The 15383-nt window shown below is 70.8% G+C and carries 14 protein-coding genes; 5 read left to right on the top strand and 9 right to left on the bottom strand.

The annotated features are described in order from the left end of the window. The first annotated feature begins 2 nt into the window (after positions 1-2). A complete protein-coding gene (locus TSH58p_RS13575; RefSeq protein WP_371732419.1) occupies positions 3-1649 on the top strand; it encodes an ABC transporter ATP-binding protein in 1647 nt (548 codons plus the stop codon). Positions 1650-1706: 57 nt separating this feature from the next. Here the strand turns inward: TSH58p_RS13575 and TSH58p_RS13570 are convergent, their stop codons facing one another. Beyond that, the gene (locus tag TSH58p_RS13570) at positions 1707-2339 is read right to left on the bottom strand and encodes a pseudouridine synthase (RefSeq protein WP_247874079.1); all 633 of its coding nucleotides are present in this window, start codon (positions 2337-2339) and stop codon (positions 1707-1709) included. Positions 2340-2394: 55 nt separating this feature from the next. On the opposite strand from TSH58p_RS13570, the gene TSH58p_RS13565 reads away from it, so the two are divergent. Continuing rightward, entirely contained in the window at positions 2395-3321 is a 927-nt protein-coding gene (locus tag TSH58p_RS13565) for a glyoxylate/hydroxypyruvate reductase A (protein WP_109070515.1), read from the top strand. 12 nt (positions 3322-3333) lie between these two features. Here TSH58p_RS13565 and TSH58p_RS13560 read toward each other — a convergent pair whose 3' ends face one another. From TSH58p_RS13560 to TSH58p_RS13540, 5 genes are all read right to left on the bottom strand, one after another. Then, positions 3334-3774, bottom strand: coding sequence for a MarR family transcriptional regulator (locus TSH58p_RS13560; protein WP_109070516.1), 441 nt, complete (start codon positions 3772-3774; stop codon positions 3334-3336). A 118-nt stretch (positions 3775-3892) separates the two neighbouring features. Beyond that, positions 3893-4171 (bottom strand): DUF2442 domain-containing protein, encoded by a 279-nt coding sequence (locus TSH58p_RS13555; RefSeq protein ID WP_109070517.1) that lies wholly within the window; start codon positions 4169-4171, stop codon positions 3893-3895. Continuing rightward, the gene (locus tag TSH58p_RS13550; protein WP_035670915.1) at positions 4146-4388 is read right to left on the bottom strand and encodes a DUF4160 domain-containing protein; all 243 of its coding nucleotides are present in this window, start codon (positions 4386-4388) and stop codon (positions 4146-4148) included. Before TSH58p_RS13550 ends, TSH58p_RS13555 begins: the two co-directional genes overlap by 26 nt. 149 nt (positions 4389-4537) lie before the next feature. Then, positions 4538-5560, bottom strand: coding sequence for a flagellar motor switch protein FliG (gene fliG / locus TSH58p_RS13545; protein ID WP_035670918.1), 1023 nt, complete (start codon positions 5558-5560; stop codon positions 4538-4540). Positions 5561-5703: 143 nt separating this feature from the next. Beyond that, positions 5704-7092: a M17 family metallopeptidase gene (locus tag TSH58p_RS13540; RefSeq protein WP_109070518.1), complete on the bottom strand. Its 1389-nt coding sequence runs from the start codon at positions 7090-7092 to the stop codon at positions 5704-5706. Between the two features lie 180 nt (positions 7093-7272). Between TSH58p_RS13540 and TSH58p_RS13535 the strand changes: the two genes are divergently transcribed. Then, a complete protein-coding gene (locus tag TSH58p_RS13535) occupies positions 7273-7935 on the top strand; it encodes a glutathione S-transferase family protein (RefSeq protein WP_109070519.1) in 663 nt (220 codons plus the stop codon). Positions 7936-7939: 4 nt separating this feature from the next. On the opposite strand, the gene TSH58p_RS13530 is transcribed toward TSH58p_RS13535, so the two are convergent. The 3 genes from TSH58p_RS13530 to TSH58p_RS13520 form a co-directional block, all read right to left on the bottom strand. Continuing rightward, complete coding sequence (locus TSH58p_RS13530; protein ID WP_247874080.1) at positions 7940-8971, bottom strand: TAXI family TRAP transporter solute-binding subunit; 1032 nt, start codon at positions 8969-8971, stop codon at positions 7940-7942. Between the two features lie 174 nt (positions 8972-9145). After that, positions 9146-9721 (bottom strand): HupE/UreJ family protein, encoded by a 576-nt coding sequence (locus TSH58p_RS13525; protein ID WP_109070520.1) that lies wholly within the window; start codon positions 9719-9721, stop codon positions 9146-9148. 104 nt (positions 9722-9825) lie between these two features. Then, positions 9826-10353 carry a hypothetical protein gene (locus tag TSH58p_RS13520; RefSeq protein ID WP_146205888.1) on the bottom strand — a complete coding sequence of 176 codons (528 nt, stop codon included), beginning with the start codon at positions 10351-10353 and terminating at the stop codon, positions 9826-9828. A 157-nt stretch (positions 10354-10510) separates the two neighbouring features. On the opposite strand from TSH58p_RS13520, the gene TSH58p_RS34550 reads away from it, so the two are divergent. Both TSH58p_RS34550 and TSH58p_RS13510 read left to right on the top strand, forming a co-directional pair. Continuing rightward, the gene (locus TSH58p_RS34550) at positions 10511-12157 is read left to right on the top strand and encodes a DNA polymerase Y family protein (protein ID WP_109070535.1); all 1647 of its coding nucleotides are present in this window, start codon (positions 10511-10513) and stop codon (positions 12155-12157) included. Positions 12158-12167: 10 nt separating this feature from the next. Continuing rightward, entirely contained in the window at positions 12168-15368 is a 3201-nt protein-coding gene (locus TSH58p_RS13510) for an error-prone DNA polymerase (RefSeq protein ID WP_109070522.1), read from the top strand. Positions 15369-15383: the final 15 nt, after the last annotated feature.

Raw genomic sequence — 15383 nt, 5'->3', positions numbered from 1 at the left:
CCATGACCGACATGACGACCAATGGGGCCGACGATCTCCTCCAGGTCCGCAACCTGCATGTCGAGTTCCGCTCGGGCGGCGGGGCGATGCACGCGGTGAAGGGCGTGTCCTTCGACATCGCCAAGGGGGAGACCCTGGCGCTGGTCGGCGAGTCCGGGTCGGGCAAGTCGGTCACCGCCCTGTCGATCCTGCAACTTCTGCCCTACCCCATGGCCCGCCACCCGCAGGGCTCCATCCGTTTCCGCGGAACCGAGCTGGTGGGGGCGGAGGAGAAGGTTCTGCGCAACGTGCGCGGCGACCGCATCGCCATGATCTTCCAGGAGCCGATGACCTCGCTGAACCCGCTGCACAGCATCGAGCGGCAGATCAACGAGACGCTGTTCCTGCACAAGGGCCTGTCCCGCGCCGCCGCGCGCAAGCGCACGCTGGAGCTGCTGCGGCTGGTCGGGCTGCCCAACCCGGAAAAGCGGCTGAACGCCTACCCACACGAGCTGTCGGGCGGCCAGCGCCAGCGCGTGATGATCGCCATGGCGCTCGCCAACGAGCCGGACCTGCTGATCGCCGACGAGCCGACCACCGCGCTGGACGTCACCATCCAGGCGCAGATCCTGGAGCTGCTGAAGGACCTCCAGCGCCGCTTCGGCATGGCGCTGCTGCTCATCACCCACGATCTGGGCGTGGTGCGCAAGATGGCCGACCGGGTCTGCGTGATGAACCAGGGGGAGATCGTCGAGCAGGCCGAGGTGGCCGACATCTTCGCCCGCCCGCAGCACCCCTACACCCGCAAGCTCCTGGCCGCCGAGCCGAAGGGCGACCCGCTGACCCCGCCCGCCGACGCGCCGGAGATCATGGCGGCCGACAACCTCAAGGTCTGGTTCCCCATCAAGAAGGGCCTGCTGCGCCGCACCGTCGATCACGTCCGCGCCGTGGACGGCGTGTCGGTCAATGTGCGCCAGGGGCACACGGTCGGGGTGGTCGGCGAGTCCGGGTCCGGCAAGACGACGCTTGGCCTCGCCCTGCTGCGCCTGCACGCGAGCGAGGGGGCGATCCGCTTCGACGGCAAGGACATCCAGGGCTGGCAGGCCAAGAGGCTGCGCGGTCTGCGGCGGGAGATGCAGGTGGTCTTCCAGGACCCCTACGGCAGCCTGTCGCCCCGCCTGTCGGTCGGCCAGATCATCGGCGAGGGGCTGACGATCCACGGCATCGGCTCCGGCGCCGAACGCGACGCCATGGTGGCGAAGGCGCTGGAAGAGGTGGGGCTCGACCCGTCCAGCCGCCACCGCTACCCGCACGAGTTCTCCGGCGGCCAGCGCCAGCGCATCGCCATCGCCCGCGCCCTGGTGCTGAAACCGAAATTCGTCGTCCTGGACGAGCCGACCAGCGCGCTCGACATGTCGGTGCAGGCGCAGATCGTCGATCTGCTGCGCGACATCCAGGCGCGCAACAACCTCGCCTACCTGTTCATCAGCCACGACCTGCGGGTGGTGCGGGCGCTGAGCAGCCACGTCATCGTCATGAAGGACGGCAAGGTGGTCGAGCAGGGCCCCACCCGCCGCATCTTCGAGGAGCCGCGGGAGGAGTACACCCGCGCCCTGCTCGCCGCCGCCCTGAACCTGGAGGCCGTCAAGTCCGACGCCGTGCGGATGTGACGTCGCGCGGGCGCATTTTGATATCCCCTCTCCCCTCCGGGGAGAGGGTTATAACGGTCAAGCACGATCGCCTTGGGCACGATTGCCTCGGCCACGCGGGCGCTTCGCGTTTCCTTTGACCGGCGACGCCTTCGGGGACTCCCGCCCCGGCACCGTCACCTCGCGCCATTGGCCGGGCGCCAGACCGTCCAGGGTCCAGTCGCCGATCGACCAGCGGATCAGCCGCAGGGTCGGGAAACCGACCGCGGCGGTCATGCGGCGCACCTGCCGGTTCCGTCCCTCCCGCAGCGTCAGCGCGATCCAGCCCGTCGGGATGGCGGCGCGGAAGCGCACGGGCGGGTCGCGCGGCCACAGGCCGTCCGGCTCCGCCATCCGGCGGACCTCGGCGGGCAGGGTCGGGCCATCCTTGAGCGTCACCCCGTCGCGCAGGCGCTGCAACGCCTCCTCGGTCGGGACACCCTCCACCTGCACCCAGTAGGTCTTGGGCAGCTTGTGCTTCGGCGAGGCGATGCGGGCGATCAGCGCGCCGTCGTCGCTCAGCGCCAGCAACCCCTCGCTGTCGCGGTCCAGCCGCCCCGCGGCGTAGACCCCCTTCACCGGCACATGGTCGGCCAGGGTCGGGCGCCCTTGCTCATCGGTAAACTGGGGCAGCACGCCATAGGGCTTGTTCAACAGGATCAGACGGGGCACGGTTGGCTCGAACGGGTTTGAGACGAACAACGACAACATTACAGGGGTTTGCGCCGTGACGCTGCTTTTCTGCTCCACCACCGACCGGTCCGACCGCTGGCTGAGCGAGCTGGACGCCCGCCTGCCCGGGCTGGAGGTGCGGGTGTGGCCCGAGATGGGGGATCCGGCGGACATCGAGATGGCGCTGGTGTGGAAGCCGCCGCACGGGCTGCTCGCCACGCTGCCGAACCTGAAGCTGATCGTGTCGCTGGGCGCCGGGGTGGAATCGCTGCTGCTCGACCCCACGCTGCCCGACGTGCCGCTGGTCCGCATGGTGTCGGAGGGGCTGACGGTGGACATGGCCGGCTATGTGGCGCTCCAGGTGCTGCGCTGGCATCGGCTTCTTGACGAGTACAAGGCGCTCCAGCAGGCCGGGCGGTGGGAGCCGCTGGACCCCTGCCCGGCGTCGGAGGTGAGTGTCGGCATCCTTGGCATGGGCGAGCTGGGCATGGCCTCGGCGAAGACGCTGCTGAGCATGGACTACCGCGTGCTGGGCTGGAGCCGCACGCCGAAGACGCTGCCGGGGGTGGAGAGCTTCTCCGGTCCCGACGGGCTGGCGGCGATGCTCGGGCAATGCGACCTGCTGGTCTGCCTGCTGCCGCTGACGGCGGAGACGCGCGGCCTGTTGAACCGCAAGCTGTTCGCCGCCCTGCCCAAGGGGGCGGTGGTCGTCAACGCCGCGCGCGGCGGGCATCTGGTGGAGGATGATCTTCTGGAGGCGCTGGAGAGCGGGCACATCGCCGGGGCCAGCCTGGACGTGTTCGCGGAGGAGCCTCTGCCCGCCGGCCATCCCTTCTGGACCCACCCGAAGGTGCATGTGACGCCGCACGTCGCCGCCGTCACCCACCCGTCGCGCTCCGCCGCGGTGGTGGCCGAGGCGATCACCGCCTTCCGGGAAGGCCGTCCGCTGCCGAACCTCGTGGACCGCAGCCAGGGCTATTGAAGGCGGCGGCGGTCAGGCGGGCACCGCCAGCGTGCCGGAGGCGCCCAACTGCGCCTCCAGCCGCGCCTTGGCGGAGGCGGCCACCTCCTCCTCGGCGCGGATGACGGCCATGTCCTCCGGCGCCACGGCGCCGGCCGCGACGACCAGTTCGGCGAAGTCGGACAGGAAGACGCTGCCCTTCACGGTGCGCTGGACGAGCACGCTGCGCTTGTCCTCGACGTCGCGCTTGCGCTTGATGAAGCCGAGCAGCGACAGGCGGTCGAGCGCGCGGGTCACCGCGGGCTTGGAGATGTTCAGCGCCGCCGCCAGACCGCGCACGGTGTGCGGCGGGTCGGTCAGATAGACCTGGAGCATGATCGCCATCTGCCGCGCCGACAGATCCGGCCCGTCCTGCCGGACGCTGGCGATCAGAGCCGTCCGCCACAGGCCGAGCGCTTTCAGGTTCCGTGCCATGTTTTCCCCCCGTGCCGCGCCCCTTGCCCCGAAGGCCCCCGCATTCGGGACGCGCGGCGGAAGGAGTGTCCCCCAACCCGGCCCGAACAGGCAAGCGTTTCGCAACCGGATCGATCGGTCAGGGTGTCGCGGGGGGAGGAACGTGTCGGGGGGCGGGCGCCCCGCGCAGAAGCCCTTCGGTGCTGAGATCCTCATCCACATCGGGCCAGTGGATGCCGTAGCCGCCTCCGGCGATTTCCCAATTCCGGCGCTGCTCCGGGGTGGCGTCGAACAAGCGCGGATACCAGGCGAGCGGCACGGCGATGGATCGCCCATCCATAAGGTCGACCGTCAGCCGCTCGTCGTCGAGCAACACGGCCTTGATGCGCAGGTCAACCTTGGGTGCCGAAAAAGCCATGCCATTCCTCCAGGAACCGCGCCCGATGCTCCCGCACGATCCGCAGCACGTCGGCCAGATCCTTTGCCGAGTGGCCCATATTAATCGCAACGGACACCGGGGTCAGCCAGACTTTCACCGAGGCACCGCCTCGGTCCACATGAACATGCGCCGGCTCGTTGGGCTCATGGCTGTAAAAGTAGAACCGGAAACCGTCCTGGCGATGGATGGTCGGCATGGCGTCGTCCTCAAAGGATAGGGCGACAACCGATTATACACATAAAAAATAAAAAGTCTCTATAAAATTCCGGAACGATCGTTCCAAACAAGTGAAAGGCTACCCTTTTCTCTGCTTCAGGAGATTTTTTAAATTATACAGGAAGCAGGTTAGTAGATCAACTCGTTCTCACCGCTGCCTTCAGAGATGACGATTTCGCCGCGGGCCGCCAGGTCCTTGGCGAGCTGGACCATGTACATCTGGGATTCGTCCACCTCGCGGACGCGGACCGGACCCATGGCGGCCATGTCCTCGCGCAGGATCTTCGCCGCGCGCTCCGACATGTTGGAGAAGAACAGGTCCTTCAGCGTCTCCGACGCGCCCTTCAGGGCGGTGGCGAGCTTCTGCTTGTCGACGCTGCGCAGCAGGGCCTGGACGCCGGAGGGGTCGAGCTTGGACAGGTCCTCGAAGGTGAACATCAGCGACTTGATGCGCTCGGCGCTGTCGCGGTTGCGCTCCTCCAAAGCAGCCATGAAGCGGTGCTCGGTCGTGCGGTCCAGGCCGTTGAAGATTTCCGCCAGCATCTCGTGGCTGTCGCGGCGGCTGGTGCGGGCGAGGTTGGTCATGAACTCGGTGCGCAGCGTGCGCTCCACGTCGTCCAGAACCTCCTTCTGCACGGCCTCCATGCGCAGCATGCGCATGATGACCTCCATCGCGAAGCTTTCCGGAAGCTGGGTCAGCACGCGGCCGGCGTGTTCCGGGCGGATCTTGGACAGCACCACCGCCACGGTCTGCGGGTATTCGTTCTTCAGGTAGTTGGACAGGACCGACTCGTTGACGTTGGCCAGCTTGTCCCACATGGTGCGGCCGGCTGGACCGCGGATCTCCTCCATGATGGAGTCGACCTTGTCCTTGGGCAGCGTCTTCAGCAGCAGGCGTTCGGTGGAGTCGAAGGAGCCGACCAGAGAGCCGGTGGCCGACATCTGTTCCGCGAACTCGACGAACAGGCGCTCGATGAGGTTGGCGGAGACCGTGCCGAGGTTCGCCATCACCTGCGACAGCTCCTTGATCTCCTCGTCGTCCATCATCGCGAACAGCTTGGACGAATGCTCGTCGCCCAGCGCCAGCATCAGAATGGCCGCCTTTTCCGGACCGGTGAGGGTGCGATAATCCTCACGAACCTTCAGCGCCATGTATCCGCCTCCAAAAAACCGGCCGGCACCCGAGTCCACCGGTCCTACCCGAAGGTTTTAATCCTTTCCGAATCGGCACGCCACCCCCGCGACGCCCGCGGGGGTGACAATTTTAACCATATGCCGGATGGTGCGCCGTCCTATCACCCGAACCGCTTGGCGATGACCGCATAGGCCGCGCGCAGGCCCAGCGCCTCGCCGCCCTCCGGGCGGCCGGGACGGGGGCCGCTGTTCCAGGCGAAGGTGTCGAGATGCGCCCAGGGCGTCTCCTTCGACACGAATTCCTGGAGGAACAGCCCGGCGGTGATCGCCCCGGCCATGCCGTTGCTGGTCACGTTGTTGAGGTCGGCGACCTTGCTGTCCAGCCCCTTGCGGTAGGGCGCCCACAGCGGCAGGCGCCACAGCGGGTCGCTCTGCTCCTCCCCGGCGGCCAGCAGGTCGTTGGCGAGGTCGTCGTCGTTGGCGAACAGCGCCGGCAGGTCCGGCCCCAGCGCGACGCGGGCGGCCCCGGTCAGGGTGGCGAAGTCGATCAGCAGGGCGGGCTTCTCCGAATCCGCCTCGGCCAGCGCGTCGCACAGGATCAGCCGGCCCTCGGCGTCGGTGTTGCCGACCTCCACGGTCAGGCCCTTGCGCGTCTTCAGCACGTCCATCGGCTTGAAGGCGTTGCCTGAGATGACGTTCTCCACCGCCGGGACCAGAACGCGCAGCCGCACCGGCAGCCCCGCCATCATCACCATGCGGCCCAGCGCCAGCGCGTGCGCCGCCCCGCCCATGTCCTTCTTCATCAGCAGCATGCCCGACGACGGCTTGATGTCCAGCCCGCCGCTGTCGAAGCAGACGCCCTTGCCGACGATGGTCACCTTCGGGTGCGTCGGGTTGCCCCAGCGCAGGTCGATCAGCCGCGGCAGCCGCGGGCTGGCCCGGCCCACCGCGTGGATGGCCGGATAATCGCGGTCGAGCAGCCCGTCGCCGACGATGACGTCCAGCCCCGCCTCGAACTCCGAGGCCAGCGCGGCGGCGGCGGCGGCCAGCTCCGCCGGGCCGAGGTCGTTGGCCGGCGTGTTCACGAGGTCGCGCAGCAGGGTGGTCGCGGTGGCGGTGCGCTGCACCTCGCCCTGGTCGGCGTGCTTGGGCCAGACGAGGTTGGCGAAGGACTTCTCCGACGCCTTGTAGCGCCCGAAGCGGTAGCTGCCGAGCGCCCAGCCCAGCGCCAGACGGGTCGCGGCGCGGCGGTCGAGCGCGGCGTCCACCACCTCGTCGAGCTGGTAGTTCCCCGGCGGCAGGCCGCTCGGAAGACCGGCGAGGCCCCACAGGTCGTCCAGCGCCGACACGCCGGCCAGCACGCGGGCGATCGCCCCGCCCTCCCCCGGGAGGAACGCCGTCGAACCGGCCTCCCCCGTGAAGTTCACGGCCTTCACCCAGGCCGCGGTGGCGGGCGGCTGGCCTTCCAGCCATGTGGCGAGGCCGGCCTTGTTCAGCGGGGTGATGGTCACGGTGCCGGGGCCGGCCGTGGCGAGCAGGGTGGCGAGCAAGGCGGGCGTCCTTCGTCAGGAAACGGAAACAGTGAAGGAAAGCATGGCGCGCCGGGGCGTCCCTGAAAAGGGGGATTGCGTTTTGCACGCCCTCTCCCGGGAGGGGAGAGGGATTGGGTTGCCGCAAGGTCGCGGGGCAGGCATGCTCCGCCCCCCTCCCTTCGCGACCGAGGTGCATCCATGGACGACCTGACGCTGGTCATCGGCAACAAGGCCTTCTCCTCCTGGTCCCTGCGGCCCTGGCTGGCCCTGAAGCGGACCGGCCGGCCGTTCCGGGAGATCGTGATCCCGCTGCGCCAGCCCGACACCGCGGCCCGCATCGCGGAGCATTCGCCCTCGGGCCGGGTGCCCTGCCTGCGGCACGGCGACCGGGTGATCTGGGATTCGCTGGCGATCTGCGAGTATCTGGCGGAGACCGTCCCCGAGGCCGCCCTGTGGCCGGCGGATGCCCACGCCCGCGCCGTGGCGCGGTCGGTCTCGGCGGAGATGCATTCGGGCTTCGCCGCCCTGCGCACCTTCATGTCCATGGACCTGAAGGCCTTCCGCCCCGGCGTGGGCCGCAACGCCGAGAGCGAGGCCGACATCGCCCGCGTCTTCGCGCTGTGGCGCGACGCGCGGTCCCGCTTCGGGGCCGGCGGTCCCTTCCTGTTCGGCAATTTCTCGATCGCCGACGCCATGTACGCGCCGGTGGTGACGCGCCTCCTCACCTACGGGGTGGAGATGGACGGGCTGTGCGGCGACTACGCGCGGGCGGTGATGGAACTGCCGGCCATGGTGGAGTGGGCGGCGGCCGCCAAGGCGGAGCCCTGGGACCTCTACGCCGACGAGCGGGACCCGCAATAGGAGGTCAGGGCGTCGCCCCGCCCGTCGGCTCGTTGGCGGCGTTGCCGATCAGCCCGACCTCGCGGTAGTAGCGCTCGGCGCCCGGATGCAGCGGGACGGAGACGTTGGCGACCGCCTTGGTGGCGTCGAAGCTGCGCCCCTTGGGGTGGCCCTCGATCAGCAGGCGGCGGGTGTTCTCGTGCCACAGCGCCTTGGTGACGCCGTGGATCAGGGCGGGGTCGCGGTCGGCGCGGACCAGCAGTTCCGCCCCCACCCCCAGCGTGTGCGTCTCCGGCACGCCGGGGTAGGTGTCGGCGGGGATGGTCTGGTCCATGTAGAAGCGCTGGCGGATGCGCAGCCGGTCGGCCATCTCGCCGTCGAGCGGGATCAGGCGGATCGGCTCGCGGTTCGCCACGTCGGTGACCGCCGCCACCGGAAAACCGCCGACCATGAAGAAGGCGTCCAGCTCCTTCTTGGCCAGCCGGTCGGCCGCGGTGCCGGGCTTCAGGTAGGCCGGGGGCCGCAGCTCTCCTTCCTTCACGCCGAAGGCGTCGAGGATCGCCCGCGCCTCCACCAGCACGCCGGAGCCCTCCTCGCCCAGCGAGACGGCCTTGCCCTTGAGGTCGGCCACGCCGTGCAGGTCGCTGTCGGCGCGCACGACGAGCTGGATCGCCTCCGCGTAGAGCATGCCGATGGAGCGCAGCCCCTCGAAGGGCGCCTTGCCGTGGAAGATGCCGGAACCGGTGTAGGCCCAATAGGCGATGTCGGCCTGGGACATCCCGGCCTCCACCGCGCCGGAGCGCAGCAGCTCGATGTTCTCCACCGAGCCGAGCGTGGCCTGCGCCACCGCGATCAGCCCCGGCACGCCGCAGCTTCCCCCGCGGTCGCAGGGGCGGGAGCCGGGCGGGTTGGAGATGGCGTTGGCGATCAGCCCGCCGATCGGGAAATAGGTGCCCGATGTGGTGCCCGTGCCGATCCGGAAATAGCGGATGTCCTGCGCCGCGGCACCCCGCGGCAGCAGGCCGAGCAGGGCGGCCCCCGCGACACCGGCGAGCACATGGCGGCGGCTGGGCGAAGGCCCGGCGGGACCTTCAAGGGAAAGGCGGGGGTTGGCTCCTGCGCGCGGCACCGGCGGGTCCACCTTTCCTGCTGGCCAGCCGTCCCGGCGGCGTGTGTTGGACACGCTCTTACAAGAATACCCGCAGCCGGGCTTTTTCAAGGCGTCGGGGGCTTAAAAGACGCCCGCCAGATCAAGAACTCCGGCGAGTGCTACCGCGCCGCCACACATTTGCACGACCCGGCCCGACGCCGCCTGTCCCAGCACCGCCGACAGGCCCAGCCCGGCGCAGATGACCAGCAGCACGCCGGACGACAGCCCGGCCCAGAACAGCGGCCCGCCCATGTGCACATAGCCGTGGAAGGCCCCCGCCGCGGCGACCGTCAGCACACCCAGGGCGAGGGGAGCCTTCAGCCCGAAGGCGACCAGCCCGCCCATCAGGATCAGCGACGCCGACAGCCCTTCCGCGGCGTAGGGCAGGCGGATGCCGATCTGCGCGGCCAGCCCGGCGGCCAGCACCGCGGTCAGCGCCGCCACCGGAAGCTGCCAGACGGAAGGGCCGCCGTTCTGCCCGCTCCACAGCCCGATGGCGAGGAAGCCCAACAGATGCTGCAGCACCCACACGGGTTCGGTCAGGCCGGTGCCGAACGGCCCGGTCACCGTCATCCGCGCCAGCGCGGGCGCGGCCCCGGCGCCGACACCGACCGCGGCCAGAACGAGCGCCAGAAGAACCGACCGGATCGCCACCATCCCCTACCCCTTTTCCCCAAGTCTTCGCGCAGCATCGGGCCGGTATGGCCGCTGCGCGGGGTGGGGTCAAGTGACCAGGGCGGAAGGCTTTCAGAAGCTTGAGATCAATAGCCCAGAGGGCCGGGACCGTACTGGCGGAGGTCCTGCTGCTTGCGGAGCAGGTCGCGCTGCTGCAGCGGGTCGAGCCGGCCCATGGCGTCGTCGGTGCGCAGCCGGTCGACCTCCGGGCTCATCAGGTCGCGCTTGGCGCGGTCGGTCAGCTCCTGGGTGGAGCCCGGCGACGGCAGGGCGGGCGTGGCCGGCTGGTCGATGGCCGGCGGCGGCGGGGAGGAACTGCCGCGGCGACGCACCGGCGGCTTGTTGGGCGTCTGCGAGGCGTCGGAGAGCTTTTGCGGCGGGGCGGGCGCAGGCTGTGGCCGCGGTGCGGGAGTCGGACGGGCGTTCTCCTCCGCCTGGATCTGGCGCAGCGTCTTCAGCCCGCCGCTCTGCGCGGACACCGGCGGTGCCGCCTGGGCACGCCCCGGCATCTCGTCGTGCACCTCCGTCGCGCAGGCCCCCAGCGCGAGGGTGGCGAGCGCGACGGCGACGGGCAGGAACGCGGCGGTGAGGCGGATCGGGGTCATATCAACCATGTCGTGCCCCATGGAGCCGGAACAAGGCCCCCCTGCCCATCTCCCCCTTCTTGGTGAGGCCGTAAGGAGACTCCCGCCCGCCGGCTTTTGCCGCTAGAATGTTCTTGTTTTGTTCGAGTCAAAACTGTTGGCATCACATCGGCGAAGGGGGATGGGCATGGCAGGACGGGAGGCGGAGCGGACGGCGCGGCGCGTCCTGTCCCTGTGGCTGCCGCGGCTGCCCACCGACGCCCACGGCCGCCGCCATCCGGAGCGGCGCGACCATCCCCTGGCCGCCATCCTGGCGGAACGCGGGCGGCTGGGCGTGGCCGCCGTCAACCGCGCGGCGGAGGAGGCCGGGGTGTGGCCCGGCATGAGTCTGGCCGATGCCCGCGCCATCGAACCCGCCCTGGCCGTCTTCGACGCCGCCCCCGGGTCGGACGCCCGCCTGCTGGAGCGGATCGCCGGCTGGTGCACCCGCTACACCCCCTGGACCGCCCCCGACGGCCCGGACGGGGTGGCGCTGGACATCACCGGCTGCGCCCATCTGTTCGGCGGGGAGGAGGCGATGGCCGCCGACCTGTCCGCCCGTCTGGCTGCCGCAGGCTTCGAGTCGCGGCTGGCGGTGGCCGACACGCCGGCGGCGGCGTGGGCGCTGACGCGATTCGGGAGGGGTGCCCCCACCCTCCCGCTTCGCGGGTCCCTACCTCCCCCGCTCCGCAGGGGAGGGACAGATAGCCCCCTCCCCTGCGGAGCGGGGGAGGGTCGGGGTGGGGGCAAGGGTTTCGCCTCCCCCCTCCTCTCCCCCCTCTCCGTCGCCGCGCTGCGCCTGCCCGCCGCCACGGTGGAGGGGCTGGCCGCGGTGGGGCTGCGGCGGATCGGCGACCTGCACGCCGTCCCCCGCGCCACGCTGGCCGCCCGCTTCGGGCCGGAGTTGCTGCGACGGCTCGACCAGGCGTACGGGCGGCTGGACGAGCCGCTGTCCCCCCGCCTGCCGGTGCCGCCCCACAGCGCGCGCCTCGCCCTGCCCGAGCCGCTCACCACCGCCGACGCCATCGCCGAGGCGCTGCGCCGGCTGCTGGCCACCCTCTGCGCCGGGCTGGAAAAAACCGGCGAGGGCGCCCGCCGCCTGCGGCTGGAGCTGCACCGGGTGGACCGCCGGCTGGAGGACGCACCCCAGACGCTGGCCATCGGCACCGGCCACCCGGTGCGCCGCCCGGACGCGCTGATGCGGCTGTTCGCCCAGAAGCTGGACCGCGTCGAGCCCGGCCCCGGCCTGGAGCTGATGGTGCTGTCGGCCACCGAGGCCGGCCCGCTGGCCGCCACGCAGGCCGCGCTGGACGGCGCAGCGGATGGGGGCGCGGACGGGCAGCCGGAGCTGGGCGAGCTGATGGACCGGCTGGGCAACCGGCTGGGCGAGCGGGCGGTGCTGCGGCTGGTCCCCCGGCAAAGCTGGCTGCCGGAGCGCAGCGTGGCCCCCGCCTCGGCCTTCGCTCCGGTCTTGGCCGGCACACCCGGTGCGTCCCTGTGGCCCGCCGACCGCCCGCGCCCGGTGCGGCTGCTCGCCCCGCCGGAGCCCATCGAGGCCATGGCCCCGGTCCCCGACGACCCGCCGGTGATGTTCCGCTGGCGCGGCGTCCAGCACCGCGTCCGCCGCGCCGACGGGCCGGAGCGGATCGAGGCCGAATGGTGGCGGCGCGACGGCGAGCCCCGCGACTATTACCGCGTCGAGGACGAGGCCGGCCGCCGCTTCTGGGTCTTCCGCCAGGGGCTGTACCGGCCCGGCGTGACGGTGCCGTGGTTCCTGCACGGCTTCTTCGGGTGACCGGACCGCCATGACCCCCTACGCCGAACTCCAGGTCTCGACCAGCTTCACCTTCCTGGAGGGCGCGTCCCACCCGGACGAGCTGGCGCTGACCGCCGCCGGCCTCGGCCACGCCGCCGTGGCGGTGACCGACCGCAACTCGCTGGCCGGGGTGGTGCAGGCGCACGCTGCCGCCCGCAAGCACGGGCTGCGCCTGATCGTCGGCTGCCGGCTCGACCTGACCGACGCGGACAGCCTGCTCGCCTACCCCACCGACCGGGCGGCCTACGCGCGGCTGTCGCGGCTGCTGACGCTGGGCAAGCGGCGGGCGCCCAAGGGGGCCTGCTTCATCGCCCGCGCCGACGTGCTCGACCATGCGGAGGGGATGCTGTTCCTGCTGGTGCCGCCGGACGACCGCGATCCCGCCTTCATCCACGCGCTGCGCGGCTGGCGCAACGATCTGGGGAACCGCCTGCACCTCGCCGCCAGCCACCGCTACCGCGGCGACGACCAGCGGCGGCTGTCCTGGCTGGCCGGGCTGGCCGAGGCGGAGCGGGTGCCGCTGGTGGCGACCAACGACGTGCTCTACCACACCCCCGCCCGCCGCCCGCTGGCCGATGTGATGACCTGCATCCGCAGCGGCACGACCATCGACGAGGCGGGCTGGCGCCTGTCCGCCAACGCCGAGCGGCATTTGAAGGCCGGGGTGGAGATGGCCCGCCTGTTCCATCGTCACCCCGACGCGGTCGCCCGCACGGTGGAGATCGCCGCCGCCTGCCGCTTCTCGCTGGAGGAGCTGCGCTACGAATACCCGGACGAGGTGGCCGAGGACGGGCGCAGCCCGCAGGAGACGCTGACCAATCTGACCTGGGCCGGGGCGGTCCGGCGCTACCCGGACGGCGTGCCGGAGACGGTGGCCCAGACCCTGCACCGCGAACTGGCGCTGATCGGGCAACTCGGTTACGCGCCCTATTTCCTGACGGTGCACGACATCGTGCGCCACGCCCGCTCGCAGGAGATCCTCTGCCAGGGGCGCGGCTCGGCAGCCAATTCGGCGGTCTGCTATTGCCTGGGCATCACGTCGGTCGATCCCGCCACCACCACGTTGCTGTTCGAACGCTTCATCTCCTCGGCCCGCAACGAGCCGCCGGACATCGACGTGGATTTCGAGCATGAGCGGCGCGAGGAGGTCATCCAGTACATCTATCGGAAATACGGGCGCGAGCGGGCCGGGCTGACCGCCACCGTCATCCGCTACCGCGCCCGCGGGGCCATCCGCGAGGTCGGCAAGGCCATGGGCCTGTCCGCCGATCTGGTGGCGCGGCTGTCCGGCTCCGTCTGGGGGTGGAGCCGCCACGGCGTGGACGAGGAGCGCGCCCGGCAATACGGCTTCGACCCCGACGACCCGCGGCTCCGCCAGACGCTGGATCTGGCGCAGGAGCTGATCGGCTTTCCCCGCCACCTGTCGCAGCATGTCGGCGGCTTCGTCATCACCCGCGGCCCCCTGAGCGACCTGTGCCCCATCGCCAACGCCGCCATGAAGGACCGCACGACCATCGAGTGGGACAAGGACGACATCGACGCGCTGGGCATCCTGAAGGTGGACGTGCTGGCGCTGGGGATGCTGACCTGCCTGCACCGCGGCTTCGACCTGCTGAAGCGGCACTACACGCTTCCCCTGACGCTGGCGACCGTGCCGCAGGGGGACCCGGCCACCTACGACATGTTGTGCCGGGCCGACAGCCTGGGCGTCTTCCAGGTGGAGAGCCGGGCGCAGATGTCCATGCTGCCCCGTCTGCGCCCCAAGACCTTCTACGATCTGGTGATTGAGGTCGCCATCGTCCGCCCCGGCCCGATCCAGGGCGACATGGTCCATCCCTACCTGCGCCGCCGCAGCGGCGAGGAGGTCGTGACCTACCCCTCAAAGGATCTGGAAACGGTGCTGAAAAGGACGCTGGGCGTGCCGCTGTTCCAGGAGCAGGCGATGCAGATCGCCATCGTCGGCGCCGGCTTCAGCGCGGAGGACGCCGACCGGCTGCGCCGCGCCATGGCGACTTTCCGCAAGACCGGAGAGGTCCAGCTCTTCCGTGACCGGTTCATCGAGGGCATGGTCGGCAAAGGCTACGACCGCGCCTTCGCCGAGCGCTGCTTCCAGCAGATCGAGGGGTTCGGCGAGTACGGTTTCCCCGAAAGCCACGCGGCGAGCTTCGCCCTGCTGGCCTATGTGTCGGCCTGGATGAAGTGCCACCATCCCGACGTCTTCGCCGCGGCCCTGCTGAACAGCCAGCCCATGGGCTTCTACGCCCCCGCCCAGATCGTCCGCGACGCCCGCGAGCACGGGGTGACCGTGCTGCCCCCGGACGTGAACACCTCCGATTGGGACTGCACGCTGGAACCGCTTTCCAAAACGGGACCGCATACCCTCTCCCCCCCGGGGAGAGGGAGCACTGGAAACATCCGCTACGCCCTGCGCCTCGGCCTGCGGCTGGTCCGCGGGATGGACGAGGACGACGCGCACCGGCTCGTGCTGTGCCGCGGGGCGGGCTACCGCGATCCCTACGACCTGTGGCGCCGCGCGCGGATGCCGGTCGCCGGGCTGGAGCGGCTGGCCAAGGCCGACGCCTTCCGCTCCGTCGGTATGGACCGGCGGGCCGCGCTGTGGGCGGTGAAGGCGCTGGGAGCGCAGCCGCTGCCGCTGTTCGCCGGCCTCGCCGACTCCGCCCAGGACGAGCCGCAGGCTCTCCTCCCCACCATGGCGCTGGGCGAGCATGTGGTGATGGACTACGGCAGCCTGTGCCTGTCGCTGAAGGCGCACCCCATGGCGCTGCTGCGCGACGGCTTCGCCGGGGTGGCTCCGGCCGAACGATTGGGAAAGTTGCGGGCCGGGACACGGCTGACCGTGGCGGGGCTGGCGCTGGTCCGGCAGCGGCCGGGCAGCGCCGAGGGCGTGGTCTTCATCACGCTGGAGGACGAGACCGGCATCGCCAACCTCGTCATCATGCCGGACGTGTTCGAGCAATTCCGCAAGACGATCCTCGGCGCCCGTCTGATCGCCGCCACCGGACGGGTGGAGCGCAGCGGCAAGCCCAACGAGGAAGGCGGCGAGGTCATCCACCTGCGCGTCGAGCGGCTGGCCGACCTGACGCACCGGCTGCGCGACCTGACCGACCCCGACGCGCTCCCCAACCGCTCCGCCGCCGCGGTCTTCCCGGAGGGCCGGAACTTCCGTTGAAATGCGGTTGGAGGC

This window comes from Azospirillum sp. TSH58 (assembly GCF_003119115.1).
Lineage (GTDB): Bacteria > Pseudomonadota > Alphaproteobacteria > Azospirillales > Azospirillaceae > Azospirillum.
The sequence above is the reverse complement of the archived record's forward strand: the minus strand, read 5'-3'. Positions and strand labels throughout refer to the sequence as shown.

Coding starts and splice junctions, on each gene's coding strand:
- TSH58p_RS13575 (WP_371732419.1), top strand. CDS start 3: ATGACCGACATGACGACCAATGGGGCCGACGATCTCCTCCAGGTCCGC.
- TSH58p_RS13560 (WP_109070516.1), bottom strand. CDS start 3,774: ATGGCACGGAACCTGAAAGCGCTCGGCCTGTGGCGGACGGCTCTGATC.
- TSH58p_RS13555 (WP_109070517.1), bottom strand. CDS start 4,171: ATGGCTTTTTCGGCACCCAAGGTTGACCTGCGCATCAAGGCCGTGTTG.
- TSH58p_RS13550 (WP_035670915.1), bottom strand. CDS start 4,388: ATGCCGACCATCCATCGCCAGGACGGTTTCCGGTTCTACTTTTACAGC.
- fliG (WP_035670918.1), bottom strand. CDS start 5,560: ATGGCGCTGAAGGTTCGTGAGGATTATCGCACCCTCACCGGTCCGGAA.
- TSH58p_RS13535 (WP_109070519.1), top strand. CDS start 7,273: ATGGACGACCTGACGCTGGTCATCGGCAACAAGGCCTTCTCCTCCTGG.
- TSH58p_RS13525 (WP_109070520.1), bottom strand. CDS start 9,721: ATGGTGGCGATCCGGTCGGTTCTTCTGGCGCTCGTTCTGGCCGCGGTC.
- TSH58p_RS13520 (WP_146205888.1), bottom strand. CDS start 10,353: ATGGTTGATATGACCCCGATCCGCCTCACCGCCGCGTTCCTGCCCGTC.
- TSH58p_RS34550 (WP_109070535.1), top strand. CDS start 10,511: ATGGCAGGACGGGAGGCGGAGCGGACGGCGCGGCGCGTCCTGTCCCTG.
- TSH58p_RS13510 (WP_109070522.1), top strand. CDS start 12,168: ATGACCCCCTACGCCGAACTCCAGGTCTCGACCAGCTTCACCTTCCTG.